This is a genomic window from Rathayibacter sp. PhB127, assembly GCF_003751665.1.
Taxonomy (GTDB): domain Bacteria; phylum Actinomycetota; class Actinomycetes; order Actinomycetales; family Microbacteriaceae; genus Rathayibacter; species Rathayibacter festucae.
In genome coordinates this window covers 19267-39461 of record NZ_RKHW01000006.1, presented here as the reverse complement: position 1 = coordinate 39461, position 20195 = coordinate 19267, and the positions used below count along the sequence as shown (strand labels likewise).

Here is a 20195-nt window from a genome sequence, read left to right as displayed (position 1 = left end):
GGCGTGCCCGCGCGCCTCCGATGCGCCTCCGCACCCTCTCGAAAGGACCTCCCATGACCGTCGAGTTCATCTCCGCGATCAACGTCAACCACTCCAACGAGGTCAACGGCCTCGCGGACCCGGCCATCGACGTGGCCTACCTGCGCCGCTACTCCCGGATCCTCGAGGACGGCGGCTTCGACTACACGCTGGTGCCCTACGGCTCGGCCGGGCACGACCCGTTCACGATCGCCGCCGCCGTGACCCAGTACACCGAGCGCCTGAAGCCGATCGTCGCGCTGCGGCCCAACACCGTCTACCCGACCGTCGCGGCGAAGGCGCTCGCCACCCTCGACCAGCTCTCGGGCGGACGGGCCGTCGTGCACTTCATCGCCGGCGGGAACGACCACGAGCAGGCCCGCGAAGGGGACCGGCTGAGCAAGTCCGAGCGCTACGCGCGGCAGGAGGAGTACCTCCGCATCCTCCGGAAGGTCTGGTCGGCGACCGAGCCGTTCGATCACGAGGGCGAGTACTACCGCTTCGAGGACTTCGTCTCGCGGGTGCGGCCGGTGCGCGGCACCATCCCCATCTCGGTCGGCGGCTCGAGCGACGAGGCCTACCGCCAGGGCGGCGCGCTCGCGGACATCTTCGGCCTGTGGGGCGAGCCGCTGGCCGACACCCAGCAGCAGATCGACCGGATCGCGGACGCGGCGCTCGCCGCCGGCCGCGCCGACACCCCGCGCACCTGGGTCACCTTCCGGCCGATCCTCGCGCCGACCGAGGAGCTCGCCTGGGAGAAGGCGCACCGGATCCTCGGCATCCTGCAGAGCCGCGGCGGCACGACGAACCCGCGGAAGGGCGAGAAGGGGCTCTGGGTGCAGACGCCGAGCGCCACCGGCCCGGCGAACGTCGGCTCGCAGCGCCTCCTCGACATCGCGCGGCGGAAGGACCTGCACGACCGGGCGCTCTGGACGCCGACCGCGACCGCCACCGGGGCGGCCGGCGCCTCCACGGCGCTCGTCGGCACGCCGGAGACGGTCGCCGCGGCGATCCTCGACTACGTCGACCTCGGTGCCGACCTGATCTCGATCCGCGGCTACGACAACCTGAACGACGCGGTCGACTACGGCCGGTACGTCATCCCTCTGGTCCGCGAGGAGCTCGCGCACCGCGAGGCGACCGGGCGCCGCGGCGAGATCGTCGCGCAGCCGCCGCTCGAGGCCGAGCGCGCCGGGGCGATCGCGTGACGTTGCTCACCGGAGCGCCCGCCACGGTGCTTCGCGCGCCCGTCCCGCCCGCGCCCGACCTCACCGACCGCGCGCTGGCTCGGGTCACCGCCCGCCTCGCCGAGACCGCCGAGCACTACGACCGCACCGCCGAGTTCCCCTGGCAGGGGATCCAGGCCGTGCACGAGGCGGGACTGCTCTCCCTCGGAGTCGGTACCCGCTACGGCGGCACGCCCGCCTCCACCGTCGACCTCGTCCGCGTCTTCGGCGCGCTCGGCCAGGGCGACCCGGCGGTCGCGCTGATCTCGGCGATGACCGTGCTGCAGCACGCCGCGCAGGACCGTGCCGCGCTGTGGCCGGAGGAGCTCTACCGCTCGGTGCTCGCCGACTCCGCCGAGCGCCCCGTGCTGCTCAACGCGGTGCGCGCCGAGCCCGAGTGGGGCGCTCCGGCCCGGGGCGGCCTGCCCGCAACGACGATCCGCCGCGACGGCGACGGCTGGCTGCTCGAGGGCCGCAAGGGCTTCGCCACCGGCTCGGAGGGGCTGGCGTACCACCTGGTCTGGGCGGTCGATCACGGCGGGGCGTCGGGCGAGCCCGAGCTCGCGCACGCGATCGTGCCCGGCGACGCCCCGGGCGTCCGGATCGAGCGGACCTGGGACCACCTGGGCCAGCGGGCCACGAGCACGCACGACGTGCTCTACGAGCAGGTGCGCCTGCCGTTCGAGCACTTCCGCGGCACGCCCCGCTCGCAGCTCGCGCCCGAGGCCGGGGCGGCCGGCGGCTTCGGCCTCGCCGTTGCGGCGCTCTACGTCGGCGTCGGACGGGCGGCGCAGAGTTTCTTCGTCCGCTTCGCGAACGAGCGGGTCCCGACCTCGCTCGGCCGGCCGATCGCCACGACGGAGCGGATCCGCTCGGTCGCCGGCGAGATCCAGGCGCAGCTGGTGCAGGCCGAGGAGGTGCTGCTCTCGCTGGCGGCCCGGGTGGACGCGGGTGATCCGCGCGCCGCCGAGGGCCTCGTGGTCGGCAAGCTGCTCGCCACCCGCTCGGCCGTCACCGCGGTCGAGACGGCCGTCGCGGCGCTCGGCAACCCCGGCCTCACCCGGCACCACCCGCTCGAGCGGCACCTCCGCGACGTCCTCGCCTCCCGGGTGCACCCGCCGCAGGACGACGCCGCCCTCCTGATCGCCGGCACGCGGTCGCTCGCGGCCGCCCTCTGACACCCCCGCACTGGAGACCACCGCCATGACTCACCGACCCTCCCCTCGATCACGCGCCACTGCCGCTGTCGGCCTGGCGCTCGCCTCCGCGCTGGCCCTCTCCGCCTGCTCGGGCGCCTCGGGCGCGGGCGCCGTCTCCGACGACGCGACCCCCGTCGACGGCGGCCGGCTCTCGCTCGCCTTCTTCCCCGACAACGCCGCGTTCTCCTGCGTCGACCCGTTCCAGACCTACTGGATCGAGCACCGCACGGTGATCCGCAACGTCGCCGACTCGCTTACCGACCAGGATCCGGAGACCGGCGAGATCCAGCCCTGGCTCGCGACCGACTGGAGCGTCAACGACGCGGGCACGGAGTACACCTTCGACCTGCGCACCGACGTCACCTTCTCGGACGGCACGACCTTCACCGCGGAGAGCGTGAAGACCTCGTTCGACAACGACAAGGCGACCCTCGCGCAGCTGCCCTCGGCCTACGGCGGCGTCTACCTCGCCGGCTACTCGGGCACGGAGGTCGTGGACGCCGACACCGTGAAGGTCGTCTTCTCCACGCCCAACGCCGCGTTCCTGCAGGGCACCTCGACCACCAACCTGGCGATCCTCGCCGCCTCCTCCTACGAGAAGACGCCCGAGGAGCGCTGCCTCGGCGGGATCGTCGGCTCCGGTCCGTTCACGCTGACCGGCTACACCCCCGGCACCGGCATCACGCTGGACAAGCGCGACGGGTACGCCTGGGGCTCGGCCCTGCGCGAGAACACCGGGGAGGCGCACCTCAACGGGATCGACATCAGCTACGTCGCGGAGGACAGCGTCCGCGTCGGGCAGCTGACCAGCGACGAGATCGACATCGCCTGGCCGCGGAACCCGATCTCGGAGAACGACCAGGCCGTGATCACGGGCTCCGGCGACACGGTCGAGAGCCGCTCGCTGCCGGGCCCCGCGAGCAACTACTACCCGAACGTCGCCGAGGGGAAGATCCTCTCGGACGAGAAGGTGCGGCAGGCCGTGCAGAAGGCGATCGACCGCGAGACGTACGCGACGACGGTCTTCGGCGCCGGCTACCCGGCCGCGACCAGCATCTACAACACGACCACGCCGTTCTTCAAGGACCAGTCGTCGAAGCTCGCCTTCGACGCCGAGGGCGCGGGCGAGCTGCTGGACGAGGCGGGCTGGGAGCTCGGCGACGACGGCTACCGCTCGAAGGACGGGCGGCGGCTCACGCTCTCGGTGCCGATCGTCACCCAGTTCGGTGCCGGCGATCAGCTGATCCAGGACCAGCTGAAGCAGGTCGGCATCGAGCTCGAGCTGAACGTGATCACCAACGCCCAGCGCGCCGACGTGCTGAACAGCGGCGACTACGACCTGATCTCGACCTACTACACGCGGGCCGACCCGGGAGTGATCCAGTGGATCATCGACTCCCGCTACGCCGGCTCGAAGGCGCAGGCGACGAACGGCCTCAACGCCGAGCAGGCCGCGACCGTGCAGGCCCTGCTCGACGAGGGCGTGCAGACGGTCGACACCGCGGCGCGCGCCGAGGTATACGGCGAGCTGCAGGACTACCTGATCGACAACGCTTTGGTCTTCCCGTTCGCCGAGCGGGTCCAGCTGGCGGGCGTCTCATCGGCGGTGCACGGCTTCCGCTTCACCTCGGAGGCGTTCGGCGACTTCGCCGACGCCTGGATCCAGCCGTGACCGCGCTCGGCTCGGCACCGGCGGCGGCGGCTCCGAGGATCGCTCCGGGGAGGCCGGGCGCCCGCTCGGCCCCCTCGGGCCTCGGCCGCTACCTCCTCGGCCGGCTCGGCCAGGCGGTGCTGGTGCTCTGGGCCGCGTACACCGTGACCTTCGCGGTGCTCTGGCTGCTGCCGAGCGACCCGCTGGCGCTCCTGCTCTCGGCCAACAACGTCGAGGTGGACTCGCTCACCCCGCAGCAGCTCGCGGAGGCCCAGGCGCGCTACGGGCTGGATCAGCCGGTCTGGCAGCAGTACGCGACGATGCTCTGCGACGCGCTGCGGGGCGACTTCGGCACCTCGATCACCAAGGGGATCCCGGTCATTGACCTGATCGCGGAGAAGCTGCCCGGCACCCTGCAGCTCAGCGCCCTGGCGATCGGCCTCGCGCTGATCGGCGGCACCGTGCTCGCCTACCTCGCGGCGTACGTCCGCTGGGCGCCGCTGAAGACGGTGCTCGGCCGGCTGCCCTCCGCGGGTGTGGCGTTCCCGGGCTTCTGGATCGGCCTGCTGCTCATCCAGTTCTTCGCCTTCTCGCTGCACCTGCTGCCCTCCACCGGCAGCGCGACCCCGGCGAGCCTGATCCTGCCGGCGGTGACCATGGCGATCCCGACCTCGGCGATGCTCGCCCAGGTGCTGATCCGGAGCTTCGCGGACGTCGAGGCGGAGGCCTACATCACCACGGCCCGCGCCAAGGGCCTCTCCCGCGGCGCGGTGCAGTGGCGGCACGCCTTCCGCAACGCCTCGCTGCCGACGCTGACGATCCTCGGGATCCTGGCCGGCAACACCGTCACGGGAGCGATCGTCGCCGAGACGATCTTCGCCCGGCAGGGCATCGGCACTCTCGCCCAGGAGTCGGTGCTCACCCAGGACGTGCCGGTCGTCCAGGCGATCGTCGTGCTGGCGGCCGTCGTGTTCGTCGGCATCAACCTCCTGGTCGACCTGCTCTACCCCCTCCTCGATCCGCGCGTCACCTCGACACCGAAGGCGAGCCGACCATGACTCTCGAACTCACCCGGCCCGAGGCGCTCGTCGTCCCCGAGCCGCTCACCCGCGCGGCGCACGGCCGGGGCGCACGCCGCGTGCGGGTCCTCCGCCTGCTGCTGCGCCGCCCGGGCTTCGTGCTGGCGCTGGTCTTCGTGCTGTTCGTCCTGGCCTCGGCGATCGCTCCCGCGCTGTTCACCGGCGCCGACCCGACCGCGACCGCGCCGGCCGACAAGCTGCAGGCGCCGAGCCTCGTGCACCTCTTCGGCACCGACGAGCTGGGCCGCGACCTGTTCGCGCGGGTCCTGCACGGCGGGGCGCTGACGGTGCAGGCGACGGTGATCGCCCTCGCGATCGCCCTGGTCGGCGGGCTGACGCTCGGCGTGGTCTCCGGCTCCGCGGGCGGAGTGGTGGACGCGGTGATCATGCGCGTGGTGGACGTGCTGCTCGCGATCCCCGGGCTGCTGCTCGCCCTGGCGATCGTGACGGCGATCGGCTTCGGCACGCTGCCGGTGGCGCTCGCCGTGGGGATCGGCATCCTGCCCGGCTTCGCGCGCACCACCCGCGCCGAGGTGCTCCGGGTGCGCACGCTGCCCTACGTCGAGGCCGCGCGCACCGGAGGGGCGAGCCGGCTGCGCGTGCTCGTACGGCACGTGCTGCCGAACTCCTGGGGGCCGGTGGCCGTGCTGGCCGTGCTCGATCTGGGCACCGCGATCATCGCGATCGCCGCGCTGAGCTTCCTCGGCTTCGGCGCGGCGCCGCCCGCAGCGGAGTGGGGGACGCTGATCTCCAGCGGCCGCAACTACCTCGTCACCAGCCCGTGGCTCTCGCTGCTGCCGGGGCTCTTCGTCGGGCTGCTGGTCTTCGCGCTCAACCACGTGGCCAAGAGCCTCGAGGAGGTGCAGCGATGAGCGCCGGCGTGGTCCCCTCCGCAGGGCCCGCCGCGGCCGGCCCGCTCGTGCGGCTCGACCGGCTCAGCGTCGCCTACGGCGAGCGCACCGTCGTGCACGAGGTCTCGCTCGAGATCGCGCCCGGCGAGATCGTCGCCGTGGTCGGCGAGTCCGGCTCGGGCAAGTCGACGACCGCGAACGCTGTGCTCGGCCTGCTGCCCTCCGGCGGCCGGATCACCGGCGGGTCGATCGCGCTCGCCGGCGAGGACGTGACGCACGCGGCGGAGAAGCGGCTCCGGCACCTGCGCGGGCGGTTCGTCGGCCTCGTCCCGCAGGACCCGATGGTCGGGCTGAACCCGACGCTGCGCATCGGCGCCCAGGTGGCGGAGGCGGTGCGCCTGCGCGGCGTCGACCGCCGCTCCGTCGACGCCGAGGTGCTCGAGGCGCTGCGGCAGTCGGGCATCGACGATCCGGAGCTGCGCGCCCGGCAGTACCCGCACGAGCTGTCCGGCGGGCTGCGCCAGCGGGCGCTGATCGCGATCGCGCTGGCAGGCCGGCCGCGGCTGATCATCGCCGACGAGCCGACCTCGGCCCTCGACGTCACCGTGCAGAAGCGCCTGCTCGACCACCTGCAGTCGCTCGTCCGCGAGCAGGGCATCGCGCTGCTGATCATCACCCATGACCTCGCCGTCGCCGCCGACCGGGCCGACCGCGTCCTCGTGCTGCGCGAGGGACGGGTGGTGGAGCAGGGCCCGCCCGCGCAGATCCTGGTCGCGCCGAGGGAGGAGTACACCCGCGAGCTGCTCGCGGCGGCGCCCGGACTCGGCGGCGAGCTCGTGCCGCGCTTCGAGCACGTCGAGCCCGCTCCCGAGATCGTCCGGGTCGAGAGCGTCATGAAGGACTTCGCGCTGCCGGGCCGCCGCCCGCCGTACCGCGCGCTCGACGACGTCTCCTTCTCGATCCGCGCGGGGCAGACCCTCGCGCTGGTGGGGGAGTCGGGCTCGGGCAAGACGACCGCGCTGCGGATCGCTCTCGGCCTCGAGCGGGCGTCGAGCGGCCGGGTGCTCGTGGAGGGGGAGGACCTCATCGCGGCGAGCGACCGGCAGTGGCGGCCGCTGCGCCGGCGGATCCAGCTGGTGCAGCAGAACCCGTTCGCCGCGCTCGACCCGCGCTTCACGGTGCTGGAGTCGGTCGTCGAGCCGCTGGTCTCCTTCCGGATCGGCGACCGCGCCTCGCGGCTGGAGCGCGCCCGCGAGCTGCTCGACCGGGTCGGGCTGCCCGGCTCCTTCCTCTCCCGGCTGCCGGCCGAGCTCTCCGGCGGTCAGCGCCAGCGCGTCGCGATCGCCCGCGCGCTCGCCCTCGGGCCGGATCTCGTGCTCCTCGACGAGCCGGTCTCCGCGCTGGACGTGTCCGTGCAGGCGCAGATCCTCGAGCTCCTGGTCGAGCTGCAGCGCGACCTCGGCGTCGCCTACCTCTTCGTCTCGCACGACCTGGCCGTCGTCGCCGAGGTCTCGCACGAGGTCGTCGTCCTCGACCGCGGGCGGGTGCAGGAGGCGGGGACCACCGCCCGCGTCTTCGGCTCGCCCGCCGCGGAGTACACCCGCACCCTGCTCGCGGCGATCCCCGGCCGAGCGGCGGTGCGCCCGTGAGCGGCCGCTTCCTCGTGATCGGCGGCGGGGCCGTCGGCTCGGTCCTCGCCGCGCAGCTGCACCTGGCAGGGCAGCCGGTCCTGCTCGTGGCGCGCGGGGAGCACCTGCGGCTCCTCCGCGAGAACGGGCTGCGCGTGCGCCGGCCCGCGGGCGACGAGATCGTGCGGCTGCCCGTCGCCGGTGGCCCGGCGGAGGCGGCGCCCGCGCGCGGCGACGTCCTCGTGCTCGCGGTGAAGGCGCAGGACGCGGAGGCGGCGCTCGCCGAATGGGCCTGGACCCCGCTCGCCGGGGGCGGGGCCGGCGCCGGGCTGCCGGTGCTGACCCTGCAGAACGGACTCGCCACCGAGGACAGCGCGCTGCGCCGCTTCGCCACGGTCTACGGGGTGTCGATCGGCATCGCCGCCAGCTTCCTGGTGCCCGGCGAGGTCGTCTCGCCCTCCTTCCCGACGGTCGGCGTGCTCTGGATCGGCCGGCACCCCGACGCCGCCGACCCGCGGGCGGAGGAGTACGCCGCGATCCTCCGCGGTGCCGGCTTCGCCGCCCGCGCCGTGCCCGACATCGGCGCCTGGAAGGCCCGCAAGCTGCTGGCCAACGCGGCCAACGGCCTCGACCTGTTCGAGGGCCCGGCCGAGCAGCACGCCGCCGCGCGCGAGCTGCTCGTCGCGGAGGCGCGCGCCGCCCTCGCCGCGAACGGCCTCGCGGTCGCTCCCGACGACGGCACCCGCCTCGCCGTCGATCCCGTGCCCGGCCACACCGCCGGCCGGCTGTCGACCTGGCAGAGCGCCGCCCGCGGCACGAGCAGCGAGATCGACCACCTCACCGGCGAGATCGTGCTGCTCGCCCGCCGCGCCGGCGTGCCGACCCCTCTGAACGAGCGCCTGCAGCTCCTGCTCGGCCTGCACGGCCGCGCCGCGGCCGCCGCGCCCCTCCCGCTCGCGGATCTGCTCGCCCCCGTCCCCGTGCTCGTCGAGTAGCGCCGTCCTCCTGCTGGTCGAGCAGCCCGGTCCTCATGTTGGTCGAGTAGCCCCGCAGGGGCGTATCGAGGCCCACCCCCCCTCCGAACACTCACCCGCCCGTCCTTCCGCCTTACCAAGGAGCCCCCCCATGCCCCTCACCCACCCGCCCACCGCCGCCCGCGCCTTCGACGAGCCCGAGGGCATCGCCCAGCGCGGCACCCTCGTCGTCCTCGGCGGCCGCGGCGAGACCCCGGCCGTCTACGAGCGCTTCGGCACCCGCATCGCCCGCGACGCCTACCGCGTCCGCGCCTTCGGCGACGCGACGGCCCCCGGCGTCCGCGACGCCGCGCTCGCCGTCCTCCGTGACCCCGCGACCATCGCGCCGCTCGTCCTCGTCGGCTCCGACGCCGGCGCGGCGATCGCCCTCGAGCTCGCCGCGACGGAGCCGGTCGACGCCGTCGTCCTCGCCGGCCTGCCCGTCCGCGCCGAGGGCGGCGAGGGGATCGGCGAGCGGACCGCCTGCCCGAACCACGCCGGCGTCCTCGAGCGCGAGACCGACTCCGCCGCGCGCAACGCCGCACTGCCGCCCGAGCTGCTCACCGTCGCCGCCAGTGCCATCACCGTCCCGCTGCTCGCGCTGCACGGCGCGGCCGACGCGATCAGCCCGCTCGCGGAGGCGGTCGCCGTCTACCGCACCGCCCCGCGGGCCGAGATCCACGTCCTCGCCGACGGCCGCCACGACGCGCTCAACGACGCGACGCACCGCTCGGCCGCCGCGACGGTGGTCCTCTTCCTCGAGCGGGTGAAGGCGTCGGCCGCCGCCGCGCCGATCATCGAGCGGATCGCGGAGTGAGCGCGCTCGCCCCCGCCGCGGATTCCACCGACGACACCGCCGTCGACCCCACCCCCGTCGAGATCACCGCCGACGTCCCCACCGCCGACCGGTCCGGCTTCTCGCCCGGCGGCACCCCGCTCGGCGTCGTGCGCGCGCGCTCGGTCGACGACGTCCGCGCCGCGCTCCGGCACGCCTCCGCCCACGGCATCCCCGTCGTCACCCGCGGCGCCGCCAGCGGACTCGCCGGCGGCGCCAGCGCGGGGGAGGGCGTCCTCGTCCTCGACGTCTCGGGCCTGGACCGCATCCTCGAGATCGACCCCGTCGACGGCGTCGCCCGCGTCGAGCCGGGCGTCATCACCGCCGATCTCGACCGCGCCGCCGCCGTGCACGGCCTCCTCTACGCTCCGGACCCCGGCAGCGTCGAGATCGCGACGATCGGCGGCACCATCGCCACCAACGCCGGCGGCCTGCGCGGCGCGAAGTACGGAGTCACCCGCGACGCCGTCCTCGCGCTCGACGTCGTCCTGGCCGACGGCTCGCTCGTCCACCTCGGCCGCGACACCGTGAAGGGCGTCGTCGGCCTCGACCTCACCGCGCTCGTCGTCGGCTCCGAGGGCAGCCTCGGCGTGGTGGTCGGCGCGACCCTCCGCCTCCTGCCCCGGCCGCGGGCGACCGCGACCGCGGCCGCCTTCTTCGCCGACGTCGCCGCGGGCGCCGAGGCCGCCGTCGCCCTCGCCCGCGCCGGCCTGCGCCCGAGCGTTCTCGAGCTGGTCGACGACCGCACGCTCGAGGCCATCGACGCCCTGCGCGGCTCCACCCTGGCCGGCCGCGGCGGCGCCTTCCTCCTGGTGCAGACCGACGGCTTCGGCGCCGCCGAGGAGATCGCCGAGGTGCGCGCGGTGCTCGCCGCGACCGCGCTCAGCGTCGAGACCACCCTCGACCCGGCCGAGGGTCTCGCTCTCGCGAGCGCCCGCCGCGACGCCCTGCCCGCGATCGAGGCCCGCGGCCGCGTGCTGATCGAGGACATCGCCGTGCCTCGCTCCCGCCTCGCCGAGGCGATCCGCCGCGTGCACGCCATCGCCGCGGACACCGGCGCCGACGTCTACGTCTTCGCCCACGCCGGCGACGGCAACCTGCACCCGATCATCCGCCTGCGCGACGACTCCGAGCGGTCCCGCCGCCAGGCCGACGCCGCGGCCGAGGCCGTCTTCGCGCTCGCCCTCGACCTCGGCGGCACCGTCAGCGGCGAGCACGGCGTCGGCGCCCTCAAGCGCGACTGGGCCCGCCGCGAGCTCGGCCCCGACGTCGTCGCCCTGCAGCGCGCGGTGCAGCGGGTCTTCGATCCGCAGGGCATCCTGAATCCCGGTACCGCGCTGTGAGCGCACCCCTCGAGAGGACCGACATGACCACCACCCTCCGCTCCCACGTGCTCGTCACCCCCGACGAGCTGGAGGCGGCGCTCGCGTCGCCCGAGCCCCCGCTCGTCCTCGACGTGCGCTGGCGCCTCGACCGGCCCGACGGCCGCCCCGCCTTCCTCGAGGGCCACGTCCCCGGTGCCGTCTACGTCGATCTCGACCACGAGCTCGCCGCGCACGGCGCCCCCGAGGACGGCCGCCACCCCCTGCCGCCGGTCGAGGCGCTGCAGGAGTCGGCGCGCCGCTGGGGCCTGCGTCAGGGTCAGGCCGTCGTCGTCTACGACGACCTGAAGAACCTCTCCTCCGCGCGGGCCTGGTGGCTGCTGCGCGCAGCCGGAGTCGCCGACGTGCGCCTCCTCGACGGCTCGCTCCGCGCCTGGACCGCCTCGGGCCGCGCGCTGGAGACGGGCCCCGTTTCGCCGGTCGCGGGCGACGTCGAGCTGGCCTACGGCGCCCTGCCGGTGCTCGACATCGACGAGGCCGCCGCGCTGCCGTCCTCCGGCGTCCTCCTCGACGCCCGCGCCCCCGAGCGCTACCGCGGCGACGTCGAGCCGATCGACCCCCGCGCCGGCCACATCCCCGGCGCTCTGAACGCCCCCGCGACGGGCAACGTCGACGCCGACGGCCGCTTCCTCGACGCCGCCGCCCTGCGCACCCGCTTCGAGTCCCTCGGCGTCCGCCCCGACGCCCCCGTCGGCGTCTACTGCGGCTCCGGAGTCACGGCCGCCGCCGACGCCGTCGCCCTCACCCTCGCCGGCTTCGCCCCGTCCCTCTACCCCGGCTCCTGGTCCCAGTGGTCGAACACGGCCGACCGCCCCGTCGCCACCGGCCCGGACGCCTGACCGGCCTCGGCATCTCACGCGCAGCCCCCACCACGCCGGTCGAGCAGCGCGCAGCGCACCCCATGCTGGTCGAGTAGCGCGCAGCGCGTATCGAGACCCACCCTCCGCGGGACCACCGACACCCGCGAGCACGCCGACACCGCGACGAGCCGACACGGGATCTCGATACGCGCCCTGCGGGCGCTACTCGATCAGCATGAACTCCCTGCGCGTCGGCGTCGGCCGCAGCAAGCGCGCGGGAACCGGGCGCGGGCCGAGCACGCGGCCGCCCCATGCGGGCGGAGAACGCGGCCGCCCCATGCGGGCGAAGAGCGCGGCCGCCCCATGCGGGCGAAGAAGGCGGGCGCCCCATGCGGGCGAAGAAGGCGGGCGCCCCATGCGGGCGAAGAAGGCGGGCGCCCCAGGCAGGCGAAGAAGGCGGGCCCCCACGCGGGCGAAGTACGCGGCCGCCCCATGTTGGTCGAGTAGCGCTCTGCGCGTATCGAGACCCGCTCCCGACCAGAACATCAGCCCAGAGCCCCGCTCACCGGTCATCACTCCGCAGAACTTGTCGCAGCGGCCGCTCGAGGACGACGACTTCTGCGCACTCGCGGCCGCGGGCGCGGTGAGCGCCGCCGACTCCTCCGAAGTTGCGGTAGTCGCGCCCGGCTACCGCGACTTCTGCGTACTCGCCGGCCCCGCGTACCCGCGTCGAGCCGGCTCCGCCGTCGACTCCTCGAAAGTTGCGGTAGTCGCGCTCGACTACCGCAACTTTTGAGGAGTGGGATGGGGCGGCGCCGCCCGGCGTCAGCCCAGGCGGGAGTGCTCGCCGAGGTGGTGCCAGGTCCGGTTGTGGTACACCAGCGGCGCGGTGGCGTCGGAGTCGTCGGGGACGTGCGCCTCGAGGGCGTGCACGGCGACGATCGTCGACGAGCCGGCCTCCATGCGGTTGATGACGGTGCCGCGGATCCAGGCGGACGCGCCGGGGAAGTACGGCTCGCCCGTGGGGAGCCGCGACCAGATCGAGGTGTCGGCGAAGCGGTCGATGCCGCTGGTCGAGCCGAGGCGGGCGAGGTCGAGCTGCTCGGCGCCGAGCAGGTGCACGACGAGGGTCTCCGACGCCTGGATGGCCGGCGAGCTGGACGACGCCGAGGAGAGCGAGAACACGAACAGCGGCGGCTCGGCGCTCACGGAGAAGACGGACGTCGCGGTCAGCGCGACCGGTCCGGTGCCCGGGTCGGCGGTGATCAGCGCGACCCCCGCGGCGTGGTTGCGGAACGCGAGCTTGAAGTCCGCGGGCGAGAGCCCGGCGAAGGCGGCGTACGGCCGCGGGTCGCCCGCGGGAACGGGCTCGGACGCGGTGGCAGCGGCGGTGGCGAGGTTCTCACGGCTCATCGGAGACTCCAGATCGATCGGGGATGCGGCGCGGAACGGGCCCGTCATCGCGCCGCAGCACGGCCCCTCCAGCCTGTCGCACCGGGCGGAGTCCGTTCGCCTCATTGCGGAGTATGACACTCCCGCCTCCGCCCCCCGAAGCCCGCACCGCTCGTCCGATCTGCAGGCGATGCGACGGTGAGAGCCCTCCCACCCGCGCCCGGGGGCGGCACACCCCCGGATCGCCTGCAGATCGAACCCCCACCACCCCCACCACCCCCACCCCCCGCGTCCGCTCCCCGCGCAACCCGTGGCACCCCCGCCCGCACGCGCGCAGACTCGACACCATGGCCCACCGCCCCCGCGAATCGAGCACCCGCCCCGAGAACAAGACCTGCGCCTCCTGCGGCCGCGAGATCGAGTGGCGCGCGAAGTGGGCGCGCGACTGGGAGAACGTCCGCTACTGCTCCGACGCCTGCCGCCGCCGCGGTGTCGGTCCGGAGGAGCAGCGCCTCGAGGAGGAGATCCGCACCGTCCTCCTCGCGCGCGCCGCGTCCGCCACCGCCTGCCCGTCCGAGGTCGCCCGCCGCGTCGGGGGAGAGGAGTGGCGGCCGCTGATGGAGCCGGTCCGCCGCGCCGCCCGCCGCCTCGTCGACCGCGGCGAGATCGACATCGTCCAGGGCGGCCAGATCGTCGATCCGTCCCGCGCGAAGGGCCCGATCCGCCTGCGCCGCCGGCCCGGGGGACCGCTGTCGCCCGACGGCGGCGCCCGCTAGCCTCGCTGACATGCCCAGCAGCGACGCCGTCGTCCTCACCGTCCCCGGACCGCACGGCGACCGGGAGGTGCGCGTCTCCAGCCCGGGCCGTGTGCTGTTCCCGGAGCCGGGCATCACCAAGCGCGAGGTGGCGGAGTACCTGATCGCGGTCGGCGAGGCCTTCGTCGCCGCCAACGGCGACCGGCCGATCTCTCTGCAGCGCTTCTCCTCCGGCATCGACGGCGACCAGTTCTTCTCCAAGAACCCGCCCAAGGGCGCGCCGGAGTACGTCCGCTCCGTCCCCGTCACCTACCCGAGCGGGCGCGTGCACCCGCAGCTCGTGATCGACGAGCCCGCCGTCGCCGTCTGGGCCGCGCAGATGAACACCCTCGTCTTCCACCCGTGGGCGTCCCGGGCCGAGGACTCCGACCGGCCCGATCAGCTCCGCATCGACCTCGACCCGCAGCCGGGCACCGATGTCGCCGACGCGGTCGTCGCGGCGCACGCGCTCCGCGAGGTGCTGCGCGAGGCGGGCCTGGAGTCGTTCGTGAAGACCTCCGGCAACCGCGGGCTGCACGTGTTCGCGCCGATCGTGGCCGAGCACGAGTTCCTCGACGTGCGGCACGCGGTGATCGCCGCCGGCCGCGAGCTCGAGCGCCGGATGCCCGAGCAGGTCACGACGGCGTGGTGGAAGGAGGAGCGCGGCGAGCGGATCTTCGTCGACTTCAACCAGGCCAACCGCGACCGCACGATGGCCGGCGCCTACAGTCCGCGTCCGCTCGCGCACGCTCCGGTCTCCTGCCCGGTGGAGTGGGAGGAGCTCGACGGGATCGATCCGACCGCGTTCACGATCCGCACCGTCCCCGAGCGCCTGAGCACGACCGGCGACCCCTGGGCGCGGATGCACGACGCCCCCGGCACGCTCGACGCGCTGCTCGGCTGGTGGGAGCGCGACCTCTCCGCGGGCCTCGGCGAGCTGCCCTTCCCGCCCGACTTCCCGAAGATGCCGGGCGAGCCGCCCCGCGTCCAGCCCAGCCGCGCGAAGAAGCCGGCGGCGGAGCCCGCGGAGGACGCCGCCGAGTAGCGTCAGCCCAGCACGTCGCCCAGGTCGTACGCCGTCGGCTGCTCCAGCTGCGCGAAGGTGCACGAGCCGGCGTCGCGGTCCGGCCGCCAGCGCTCGAACTGCACGGTGTGCCGGAACCTCGACCCCTCCATCTGGTCGTAGCGCACCTCGAGCACTCTCTCCGGCCGCAGCCGGACGAACGAGGTGTCACGGCTCCCGGAGAAGCGGCTGCGCTCGCCGTCGCCGCGCACCGCCTCGCCGTCCGCGTCCCGCTCGACGACGTCGGCGAGCTCGTCGATCAGCTCCACCCGCCGGGCGTCGGTGAAGGCAGAGGCGCCGCCCACCTGCCGCAGCGTCCCCTCGGTGTCGTACAGGCCGAGCAGCAGCGAGCCGAGCCCGGGCTTGGAGGTGTGCTCGCGGTAGCCGATCGCGATCACGTCGGCCGTGCGGTGGTGCTTGACCTTGAGCATCGTCCGCTTGCCCGGCGCGTAGGGCGCGGCCAGCGGCTTGGCGATCACGCCGTCCAGCCCCGCGCCCTCGAACCGCTCCAGCCAGTCGCGGGCGAGCGCCTCGTCGTCGGTGGTCCGGCCCAGGTGCACCGGCGGAGTCACTCCGTCCAGCAGTGCGGCGAGTGCCTCGCGCCGCGCCGAGTACGGCTCGTCGAGCAGGCTCCGGCCGTCCACGGCGAGCAGGTCGAAGGCGACGAGCATCGCCGGGGTCTCGGCCGCGAGCGTCGCGACGCGGCTGGCCGCCGGGTGGATGCGCTGCGAGAGCAGCTCCCAGTCGAGCCGCTGGGCGCCGCCGGGCCCGGTCGCCAGCACGATCTCGCCGTCGAGGACGCAGCCGTCGGGCAGCAGCCGGAGGAACGCCTCGACCAGCTCGGGGAAGTAGCGGGTGAGCGGCTTGGAGCCGCGGCTGCCGATCTCGCAGACCCCGCCGGAGACGGAGACGATGGCGCGGAAGCCGTCCCACTTCGGCTCGTAGGAGTAGCCGCCGTCGACCGCGTCCTGCGCGGGCACCGCGGCGACCGCCTTGGCGAGCATCGGGGCGAGGGGGAGAGGGAACGGGAGGTCCATCCTGCGATCATCCTCGCCGCGGCCGCCCCGGCGCACCCCTCCCGCAGAGGCTCCTCCCCAGGGTCGACCGCGTGACGAACAGATCACAAGCGCCACCTCCGGTACCTTTCGCGCCAGCGGATACGGAAGACTGCGCCTCATGAGCATGTGGGGACAGCACTCCGGAACGCGCGCCAGACCAGACCGATCGGCGCGTCCGCTCCGAAGAGGTGTTGTGACCCTCGAATGTCGGAACGACGCCGGACGGAGCCGCCGCTGATGGCGCGCACCGCCGTCTCGGCCGCCCGGCAGCTGTTCTCGCGCTCGCGGCGCAGCGACTCCCCCGGGGAAGGGGAACCCCCGTACGGAGTCGAACCCGACGTGACCGAGTACCTGCCGGCTCCGGCGCGCGACGAGGAGGCTCCCCGCCGGGACGCCCTCCTCGAGCAGCACGCCGCTCCGGCGCACGCGGATGCCGGGTACGTCTTCGACGTGCCCGCGCCCGCGATCGGCGAGTACTGCGAACTCGACGCGGATGCTCTCGAATTCCCCCATCCGGGGGTCGCCTCCTTCGTCCCCGATCTCTCGCGCCCGGTCCGCGGCGGCGGATCGCACAGCGCGTTCCGCAGCCCGCCGCCGCCCGCCCCGGCGCCCGCCGCGCCGTCGCCGATGATCGACCTCCCGCGCGACTTCGCGCCCTCGGAGGAGATCGAGGAGTCGCACACCCACGAGCAGCAGGCCGAGGAGTTCGCGCCGCCGGCCCCGCCGTCGCGCTTCGAGCCGCAGCCCGTCGACGCGCAGGTCTTCGACGCGCCGCCGGCACCGCCCGCACCCCCGGCCCCGCCCGTCCTCGCCCCGCCCCTCGCGGAGCAGCCGGTCGAGCCGGCCGCGGAGGAGACCGACGAGACCGAGTGGTCCGGGACCGAGGAGCCCGCGGACCTCGAGTTCGACGGCACCCGTCTCGCCGCTCCCCGGCCGCCCGCGGCTCCGCCCGCCGACGCGCAGCCGGTCGACGCGCAGTTCTTCGAGCCGCCGACCTCCGCGCCGTCCGCCCTCCAGCCGCCGGCCCCCGTCGATGCCGCACCGCCCGTCGCGCCTCCGCTCCCTCCGGCACCGCCCGTCGCACCGCCGCTCCCTCCTGCACCGACCGTCGACGCCGCGCTCCTCCGCGGCTTCGCCCTCGCGCCGACCGACGCCGACGGCCCCGCCCTCGCGCCCGTCATCGGCGAGGTCTGCGAGCTCGACACCGAGCACCTCGAGTTCCCGCACCCGAACGCCGCCTCCTTCGTGCCGGTCCAGGGCCGCAGTCGCGGCGCCTTCGGGCTGCTCCTGCCCGATCCGGCCCGCCGCTCCGCGCCCGTCGAGCCCGAGCAGCACGTCGAGCCCGAGCGGTACGTCGAGCCCGAGCAGCACGTCGAGCCCGAGCAGTACGACGAGCCCGAGCAGCACGTCGAGCCGGAGCAGTACGACGAGGCCGAGCAGTACGACGAGCCCGAGCGGTACGCACAGGAACCCCTCGGCGGACCCGAGCTGCACACCGCCCCGCAGCACCGCACCGAGGACCCCGCCCAGGACTTCTTCGGCGAGCGCTTCCTCGCTCCCGCGCCGTTCCCCGGCCGCAGCGACTCCGACGGTGACAGCCGCGACGACGCCGACGGCTTCCTCGCGCCGCCCGTGCCCGCCACGGCGCACCAGTGGCACGGCGCTCCCGTCTCCGCCGAGGCCGCGGACGACGAGGGCACCCGCCCCCGCCGGAAGACCGTCCTGATCGTCGCCGGCATCGGCGCCGCCGTGCTGCTCATCGGCGGTTCGCTCGTCGCCGTCCCGCTGATCACGAACGGCGGCGGAGACGGCGGCAGCGCCACCGGCCCCGTCGCGGCCGCCGCTCCCGGCACCACCGAGGCCGCCGTCGCCTGGGTCGCGGACACGATCGACCCCGCCTCGGTGCTCCTGGTGCAGGACGACCTCGTCGGCGACGTCACCGACGCCGGCTTCCCCGGCGACACCGTCGTGTCGGAGTCGACGCTCTCCGCGGCGGCACCCGACTCGGCCTGGCGCGCGGCCGACTACATCCTCGTCACGCCGAGCCTGCGGGCGAGCGCGACCGGCGAGACCGAGACGGCGCTCGACAACTCGGAGGCCGTCGCGAGCTTCGGCAGCGGCGACACCGCCGTGGAGGTGCGCCGCGTCCTCGACCAGGGCACCGACCAGGCCGCCGCCGCGGCCACCGTCCTGACCGCCGCGCGCGCCTCGGCCGGCGGCCAGCTCGCGGCCAACCCCGCGCTGACCACGACCGACGCCGCCCGCGCCCTGCTCGAGGGGGGCCGCGTCGACTCGCGGCTCCTCCTCCTGCTCGGCCAGCAGCTCGCCTTCACCCCGCTCTCGGTCGCCGACTTCCCCGTCGGCACCAGCGAGGTCGACGGCGTCCGCCACCGGATGATCCTGTCCGGCTACAACGGCGCCGCGCTCCCGGCCGACGCCGCCGCGCTGCAGAGCGCGACCACCTGGCTCGGCAGCCAGTCGGGCGACTTCGTCCCGACCTCCGTCGAGTCGACCCCCGAGGGTCTCCTCGTCGCCCTCGACCTCGATGAGCCGACCGGGCTGCTCCCGGGCGCTCAGTAGCACGACCCACCCGAAGGACCCGCCATGAACCCGATCCGCCCCCTCCGTCTCGCGCGCGCCGCGCTCGCCCTCGCCGCGGTGTCCGCGCTCGCCGCCCTCGGCGCCGCGCCCGCCTCGGCGGCCGAGGCGCCGCCGGCCACCGGCTGGGTGCGGGTCGCGCACCTCTCGCCCGACACCAAGTCGGTCGACGTCACCCTGACCGCCCTCGGCGGCGGCGGGGCGAGCTTCGAGCTCGACGGCGTCGCCTACGGCGCGGTCTCGCCCTACTGGACGCTGCAGCCGGGCACCTACGTCGTCGCGATGGTCCCGTCCGACGCCCCCGAGGGCACCGCCCCGGTCATCGAGCAGTCCGTCGACGTCTCGGCCGGCACCCCGCTGACCGTCGCCGCCCTCGGCCGCAACGCCGTGCTGCGCACCACGGTCTTCACCGACGACCTCACCCCGCCCGCCGACGGCCAGGCCCGGGTCCGCGTCGTCCAGGCCTCGACCACCGCGAGCCAGGTGGACGTCGCCACGACGACCGGCACGCTGCTCGCGACCGGCGCCGCGCAGGGCACCGCCACCGGCTACACCAGCGTCCCCGCCGGCCCGTGGAGCCTCGACCTCTCGGCCGGCGCCGTGACCGCGAAGGCCGACCTCGACCTCGCGCCCGGCTCCGTCGCCTCGCTCTTCGTCCTCGACGACGCCTCGAACGGCCTCGTCGTCTCGCCCGTGCTCGACTCGGCCGCCATCGGCGACCTGCCCACGGGCGGCATCCAGACCGGAGGCGGCGCCACCGCCGTGCACGTCGCCTCCACCACGTCCGCCGCAGCGCCGCTCGTCGACGGACTCCTCGGCGTGCTCTCGGTCCTCGGCGTCTTCGCCGCGGTCGCCGGTGCCCTCGCCCTGATCGCGCGCCGCTCCTCGGTCGGCACCGGCCGAGCGAGCTGATGCGCCGCCTCGCCGGAGCGGGAGCCGCCCTCGCGGCGCTCCTGCTCCTGGCCGGCTGCGCCACCGCGGGGGAGGAGGCCGCCCCCGCGGCGACGTCCGCCGCCTCCTCCGCCGCCCCCGCCACCACGGCGCCGGCCACCCCCTCCCCGGGTGACGCGGGCGCGCTGCAGAACCCGGTCGCCGCCGCCGCTCCTGCGCGGTCGGCGGTCACCCCGGTCCGCGTCGTGATCCCCGCGATCGGCGTCGACTCCACCCTCGAGTCGCTGACCCGCGACGACACCGGCTGGATCCAGCCGCCCGTCCAGGTCGACGAGGCCGGCTGGTACCGGGACGGCGTCGTCCCCGGCGACGTCGGCCCCTCCGTCATCGCGGGTCACGTGGACTCGCGGATCGGCCCCGGCGTCTTCCTGGACCTCACGGCCCTCGTCCCCGGCGACACGGTCGACGTGATCCTGTCCGACGGCAGCACGCGCACCTTCTCCGTCACCGGCTCCGTCTCGGTGCCCAAGGAGGACTTCCCGACCGAGGACGTCTACGGCCCGAGCCCCACTCCGCAGCTGCGGCTGATCACCTGCGGGGGAGTGTTCGACGACTCCTACGGCCACTACGTCGACAACGTCGTCGTCTCGGCCGACCGCATCGCCTGACGGTCCGCCGTGACGGCGCGCGGCTCGGAGGCGGCGCGCCGTTTCGAGG

The 20195-nt window shown here is 75.0% G+C and carries 18 protein-coding genes; 16 read left to right on the top strand and 2 right to left on the bottom strand.

Annotation, left to right across the window (positions count from 1 at the left end; genetic code table 11):
• Positions 1-53 precede the first annotated feature (53 nt).
• The 11 genes from EDF22_RS19930 to EDF22_RS20595 all read left to right on the top strand — a co-directional run bounded on the left by EDF22_RS19930 (position 54) and on the right by EDF22_RS20595 (position 12478).
• Positions 54-1226, top strand: coding sequence for an LLM class flavin-dependent oxidoreductase (locus EDF22_RS19930; RefSeq protein WP_123706563.1), 1173 nt, complete (start codon positions 54-56; stop codon positions 1224-1226).
• Complete coding sequence (locus EDF22_RS19925) at positions 1223-2422, top strand: acyl-CoA dehydrogenase family protein (RefSeq protein ID WP_123706562.1); 1200 nt, start codon at positions 1223-1225, stop codon at positions 2420-2422. The genes EDF22_RS19930 and EDF22_RS19925 overlap by 4 nt, the downstream gene beginning before the upstream one ends.
• 25 nt (positions 2423-2447) lie before the next feature.
• Positions 2448-4115, top strand: coding sequence for an ABC transporter substrate-binding protein (locus tag EDF22_RS19920; RefSeq protein ID WP_123706561.1), 1668 nt, complete (start codon positions 2448-2450; stop codon positions 4113-4115).
• On the top strand, positions 4112-5152 hold the full coding sequence (locus EDF22_RS19915) for an ABC transporter permease (RefSeq protein WP_260303580.1): 1041 nt from the start codon (positions 4112-4114) through the stop codon (positions 5150-5152). The genes EDF22_RS19920 and EDF22_RS19915 overlap by 4 nt, the downstream gene beginning before the upstream one ends.
• Positions 5149-6045 (top strand): ABC transporter permease, encoded by an 897-nt coding sequence (locus tag EDF22_RS19910; RefSeq protein WP_123706560.1) that lies wholly within the window; start codon positions 5149-5151, stop codon positions 6043-6045. The genes EDF22_RS19915 and EDF22_RS19910 overlap by 4 nt, the downstream gene beginning before the upstream one ends.
• Positions 6042-7673 carry an ABC transporter ATP-binding protein gene (locus EDF22_RS19905; RefSeq protein WP_123706559.1) on the top strand — a complete coding sequence of 544 codons (1632 nt, stop codon included), beginning with the start codon at positions 6042-6044 and terminating at the stop codon, positions 7671-7673. The genes EDF22_RS19910 and EDF22_RS19905 overlap by 4 nt, the downstream gene beginning before the upstream one ends.
• Positions 7670-8647: a ketopantoate reductase family protein gene (locus tag EDF22_RS19900; protein WP_123706558.1), complete on the top strand. Its 978-nt coding sequence runs from the start codon at positions 7670-7672 to the stop codon at positions 8645-8647. Before EDF22_RS19905 ends, EDF22_RS19900 begins: the two co-directional genes overlap by 4 nt.
• 130 nt (positions 8648-8777) lie before the next feature.
• Positions 8778-9482, top strand: a complete 705-nt coding sequence (locus EDF22_RS19895; protein WP_123706557.1) for an alpha/beta hydrolase — start codon at positions 8778-8780, stop codon at positions 9480-9482.
• Positions 9479-10843, top strand: a complete 1365-nt coding sequence (locus EDF22_RS19890) for an FAD-binding oxidoreductase (RefSeq protein ID WP_123706556.1) — start codon at positions 9479-9481, stop codon at positions 10841-10843. The genes EDF22_RS19895 and EDF22_RS19890 overlap by 4 nt, the downstream gene beginning before the upstream one ends.
• A gap of 23 nt (positions 10844-10866) precedes the next feature.
• Positions 10867-11721, top strand: a complete 855-nt coding sequence (locus EDF22_RS19885) for a sulfurtransferase (protein WP_123706555.1) — start codon at positions 10867-10869, stop codon at positions 11719-11721.
• A 547-nt stretch (positions 11722-12268) separates the two neighbouring features.
• Positions 12269-12478 carry a hypothetical protein gene (locus EDF22_RS20595; protein WP_148059254.1) on the top strand — a complete coding sequence of 70 codons (210 nt, stop codon included), beginning with the start codon at positions 12269-12271 and terminating at the stop codon, positions 12476-12478.
• 29 nt (positions 12479-12507) lie between these two features.
• Here the strand turns inward: EDF22_RS20595 and EDF22_RS19875 are convergent, their stop codons facing one another.
• Positions 12508-13095 carry a flavin reductase family protein gene (locus EDF22_RS19875; RefSeq protein WP_123706611.1) on the bottom strand — a complete coding sequence of 196 codons (588 nt, stop codon included), beginning with the start codon at positions 13093-13095 and terminating at the stop codon, positions 12508-12510.
• 326 nt (positions 13096-13421) lie between these two features.
• Here EDF22_RS19875 and EDF22_RS19870 point away from each other — a divergent pair, with 326 nt between their 5' ends.
• Together EDF22_RS19870 and ligD are read left to right on the top strand one after the other, a co-directional pair.
• Positions 13422-13850 (top strand): DUF2256 and DUF3253 domain-containing protein, encoded by a 429-nt coding sequence (locus EDF22_RS19870; protein WP_123706553.1) that lies wholly within the window; start codon positions 13422-13424, stop codon positions 13848-13850.
• Between the two features lie 10 nt (positions 13851-13860).
• Positions 13861-14913, top strand: coding sequence for a non-homologous end-joining DNA ligase (gene ligD / locus EDF22_RS19865; protein WP_185020139.1), 1053 nt, complete (start codon positions 13861-13863; stop codon positions 14911-14913).
• Positions 14914-14915: 2 nt separating this feature from the next.
• Here the strand turns inward: ligD and EDF22_RS19860 are convergent, their stop codons facing one another.
• Complete coding sequence (locus EDF22_RS19860) at positions 14916-15968, bottom strand: ATP-dependent DNA ligase (protein WP_123706552.1); 1053 nt, start codon at positions 15966-15968, stop codon at positions 14916-14918.
• 258 nt (positions 15969-16226) lie between these two features.
• On the opposite strand from EDF22_RS19860, the gene EDF22_RS21030 reads away from it, so the two are divergent.
• From EDF22_RS21030 to EDF22_RS19850, 3 genes are read left to right on the top strand one after another with little or no spacing between them, the layout of a single operon-like run.
• Complete coding sequence (locus tag EDF22_RS21030) at positions 16227-18569, top strand: hypothetical protein (protein WP_185039176.1); 2343 nt, start codon at positions 16227-16229, stop codon at positions 18567-18569.
• A 24-nt stretch (positions 18570-18593) separates the two neighbouring features.
• Positions 18594-19499, top strand: a complete 906-nt coding sequence (locus tag EDF22_RS19855) for a DUF4397 domain-containing protein (RefSeq protein WP_123446091.1) — start codon at positions 18594-18596, stop codon at positions 19497-19499.
• Positions 19499-20146: a class F sortase gene (locus tag EDF22_RS19850; protein ID WP_123706551.1), complete on the top strand. Its 648-nt coding sequence runs from the start codon at positions 19499-19501 to the stop codon at positions 20144-20146. The genes EDF22_RS19855 and EDF22_RS19850 overlap by 1 nt, the downstream gene beginning before the upstream one ends.
• Positions 20147-20195: the final 49 nt, after the last annotated feature.

Bases quoted from the DNA above. Each gene is read 5' to 3' on its own strand.
- ligD (WP_185020139.1), top strand. From the start codon at position 13,861: ATGCCCAGCAGCGACGCCGTCGTCCTCACCGTCCCCGGACCGCACGGC.
- EDF22_RS21030 (WP_185039176.1), top strand. From the start codon at position 16,227: ATGGCGCGCACCGCCGTCTCGGCCGCCCGGCAGCTGTTCTCGCGCTCG.
- EDF22_RS19870 (WP_123706553.1), top strand. From the start codon at position 13,422: ATGGCCCACCGCCCCCGCGAATCGAGCACCCGCCCCGAGAACAAGACC.
- EDF22_RS19920 (WP_123706561.1), top strand. From the start codon at position 2,448: ATGACTCACCGACCCTCCCCTCGATCACGCGCCACTGCCGCTGTCGGC.
- EDF22_RS19855 (WP_123446091.1), top strand. From the start codon at position 18,594: ATGAACCCGATCCGCCCCCTCCGTCTCGCGCGCGCCGCGCTCGCCCTC.
- EDF22_RS19860 (WP_123706552.1), bottom strand. From the start codon at position 15,968: ATGGACCTCCCGTTCCCTCTCCCCCTCGCCCCGATGCTCGCCAAGGCG.
- EDF22_RS19905 (WP_123706559.1), top strand. From the start codon at position 6,042: ATGAGCGCCGGCGTGGTCCCCTCCGCAGGGCCCGCCGCGGCCGGCCCG.
- EDF22_RS19930 (WP_123706563.1), top strand. From the start codon at position 54: ATGACCGTCGAGTTCATCTCCGCGATCAACGTCAACCACTCCAACGAG.
- EDF22_RS19850 (WP_123706551.1), top strand. From the start codon at position 19,499: ATGCGCCGCCTCGCCGGAGCGGGAGCCGCCCTCGCGGCGCTCCTGCTC.
- EDF22_RS19895 (WP_123706557.1), top strand. From the start codon at position 8,778: ATGCCCCTCACCCACCCGCCCACCGCCGCCCGCGCCTTCGACGAGCCC.
- EDF22_RS19910 (WP_123706560.1), top strand. From the start codon at position 5,149: ATGACTCTCGAACTCACCCGGCCCGAGGCGCTCGTCGTCCCCGAGCCG.
- EDF22_RS19875 (WP_123706611.1), bottom strand. From the start codon at position 13,095: ATGAGCCGTGAGAACCTCGCCACCGCCGCTGCCACCGCGTCCGAGCCC.
- EDF22_RS19885 (WP_123706555.1), top strand. From the start codon at position 10,867: ATGACCACCACCCTCCGCTCCCACGTGCTCGTCACCCCCGACGAGCTG.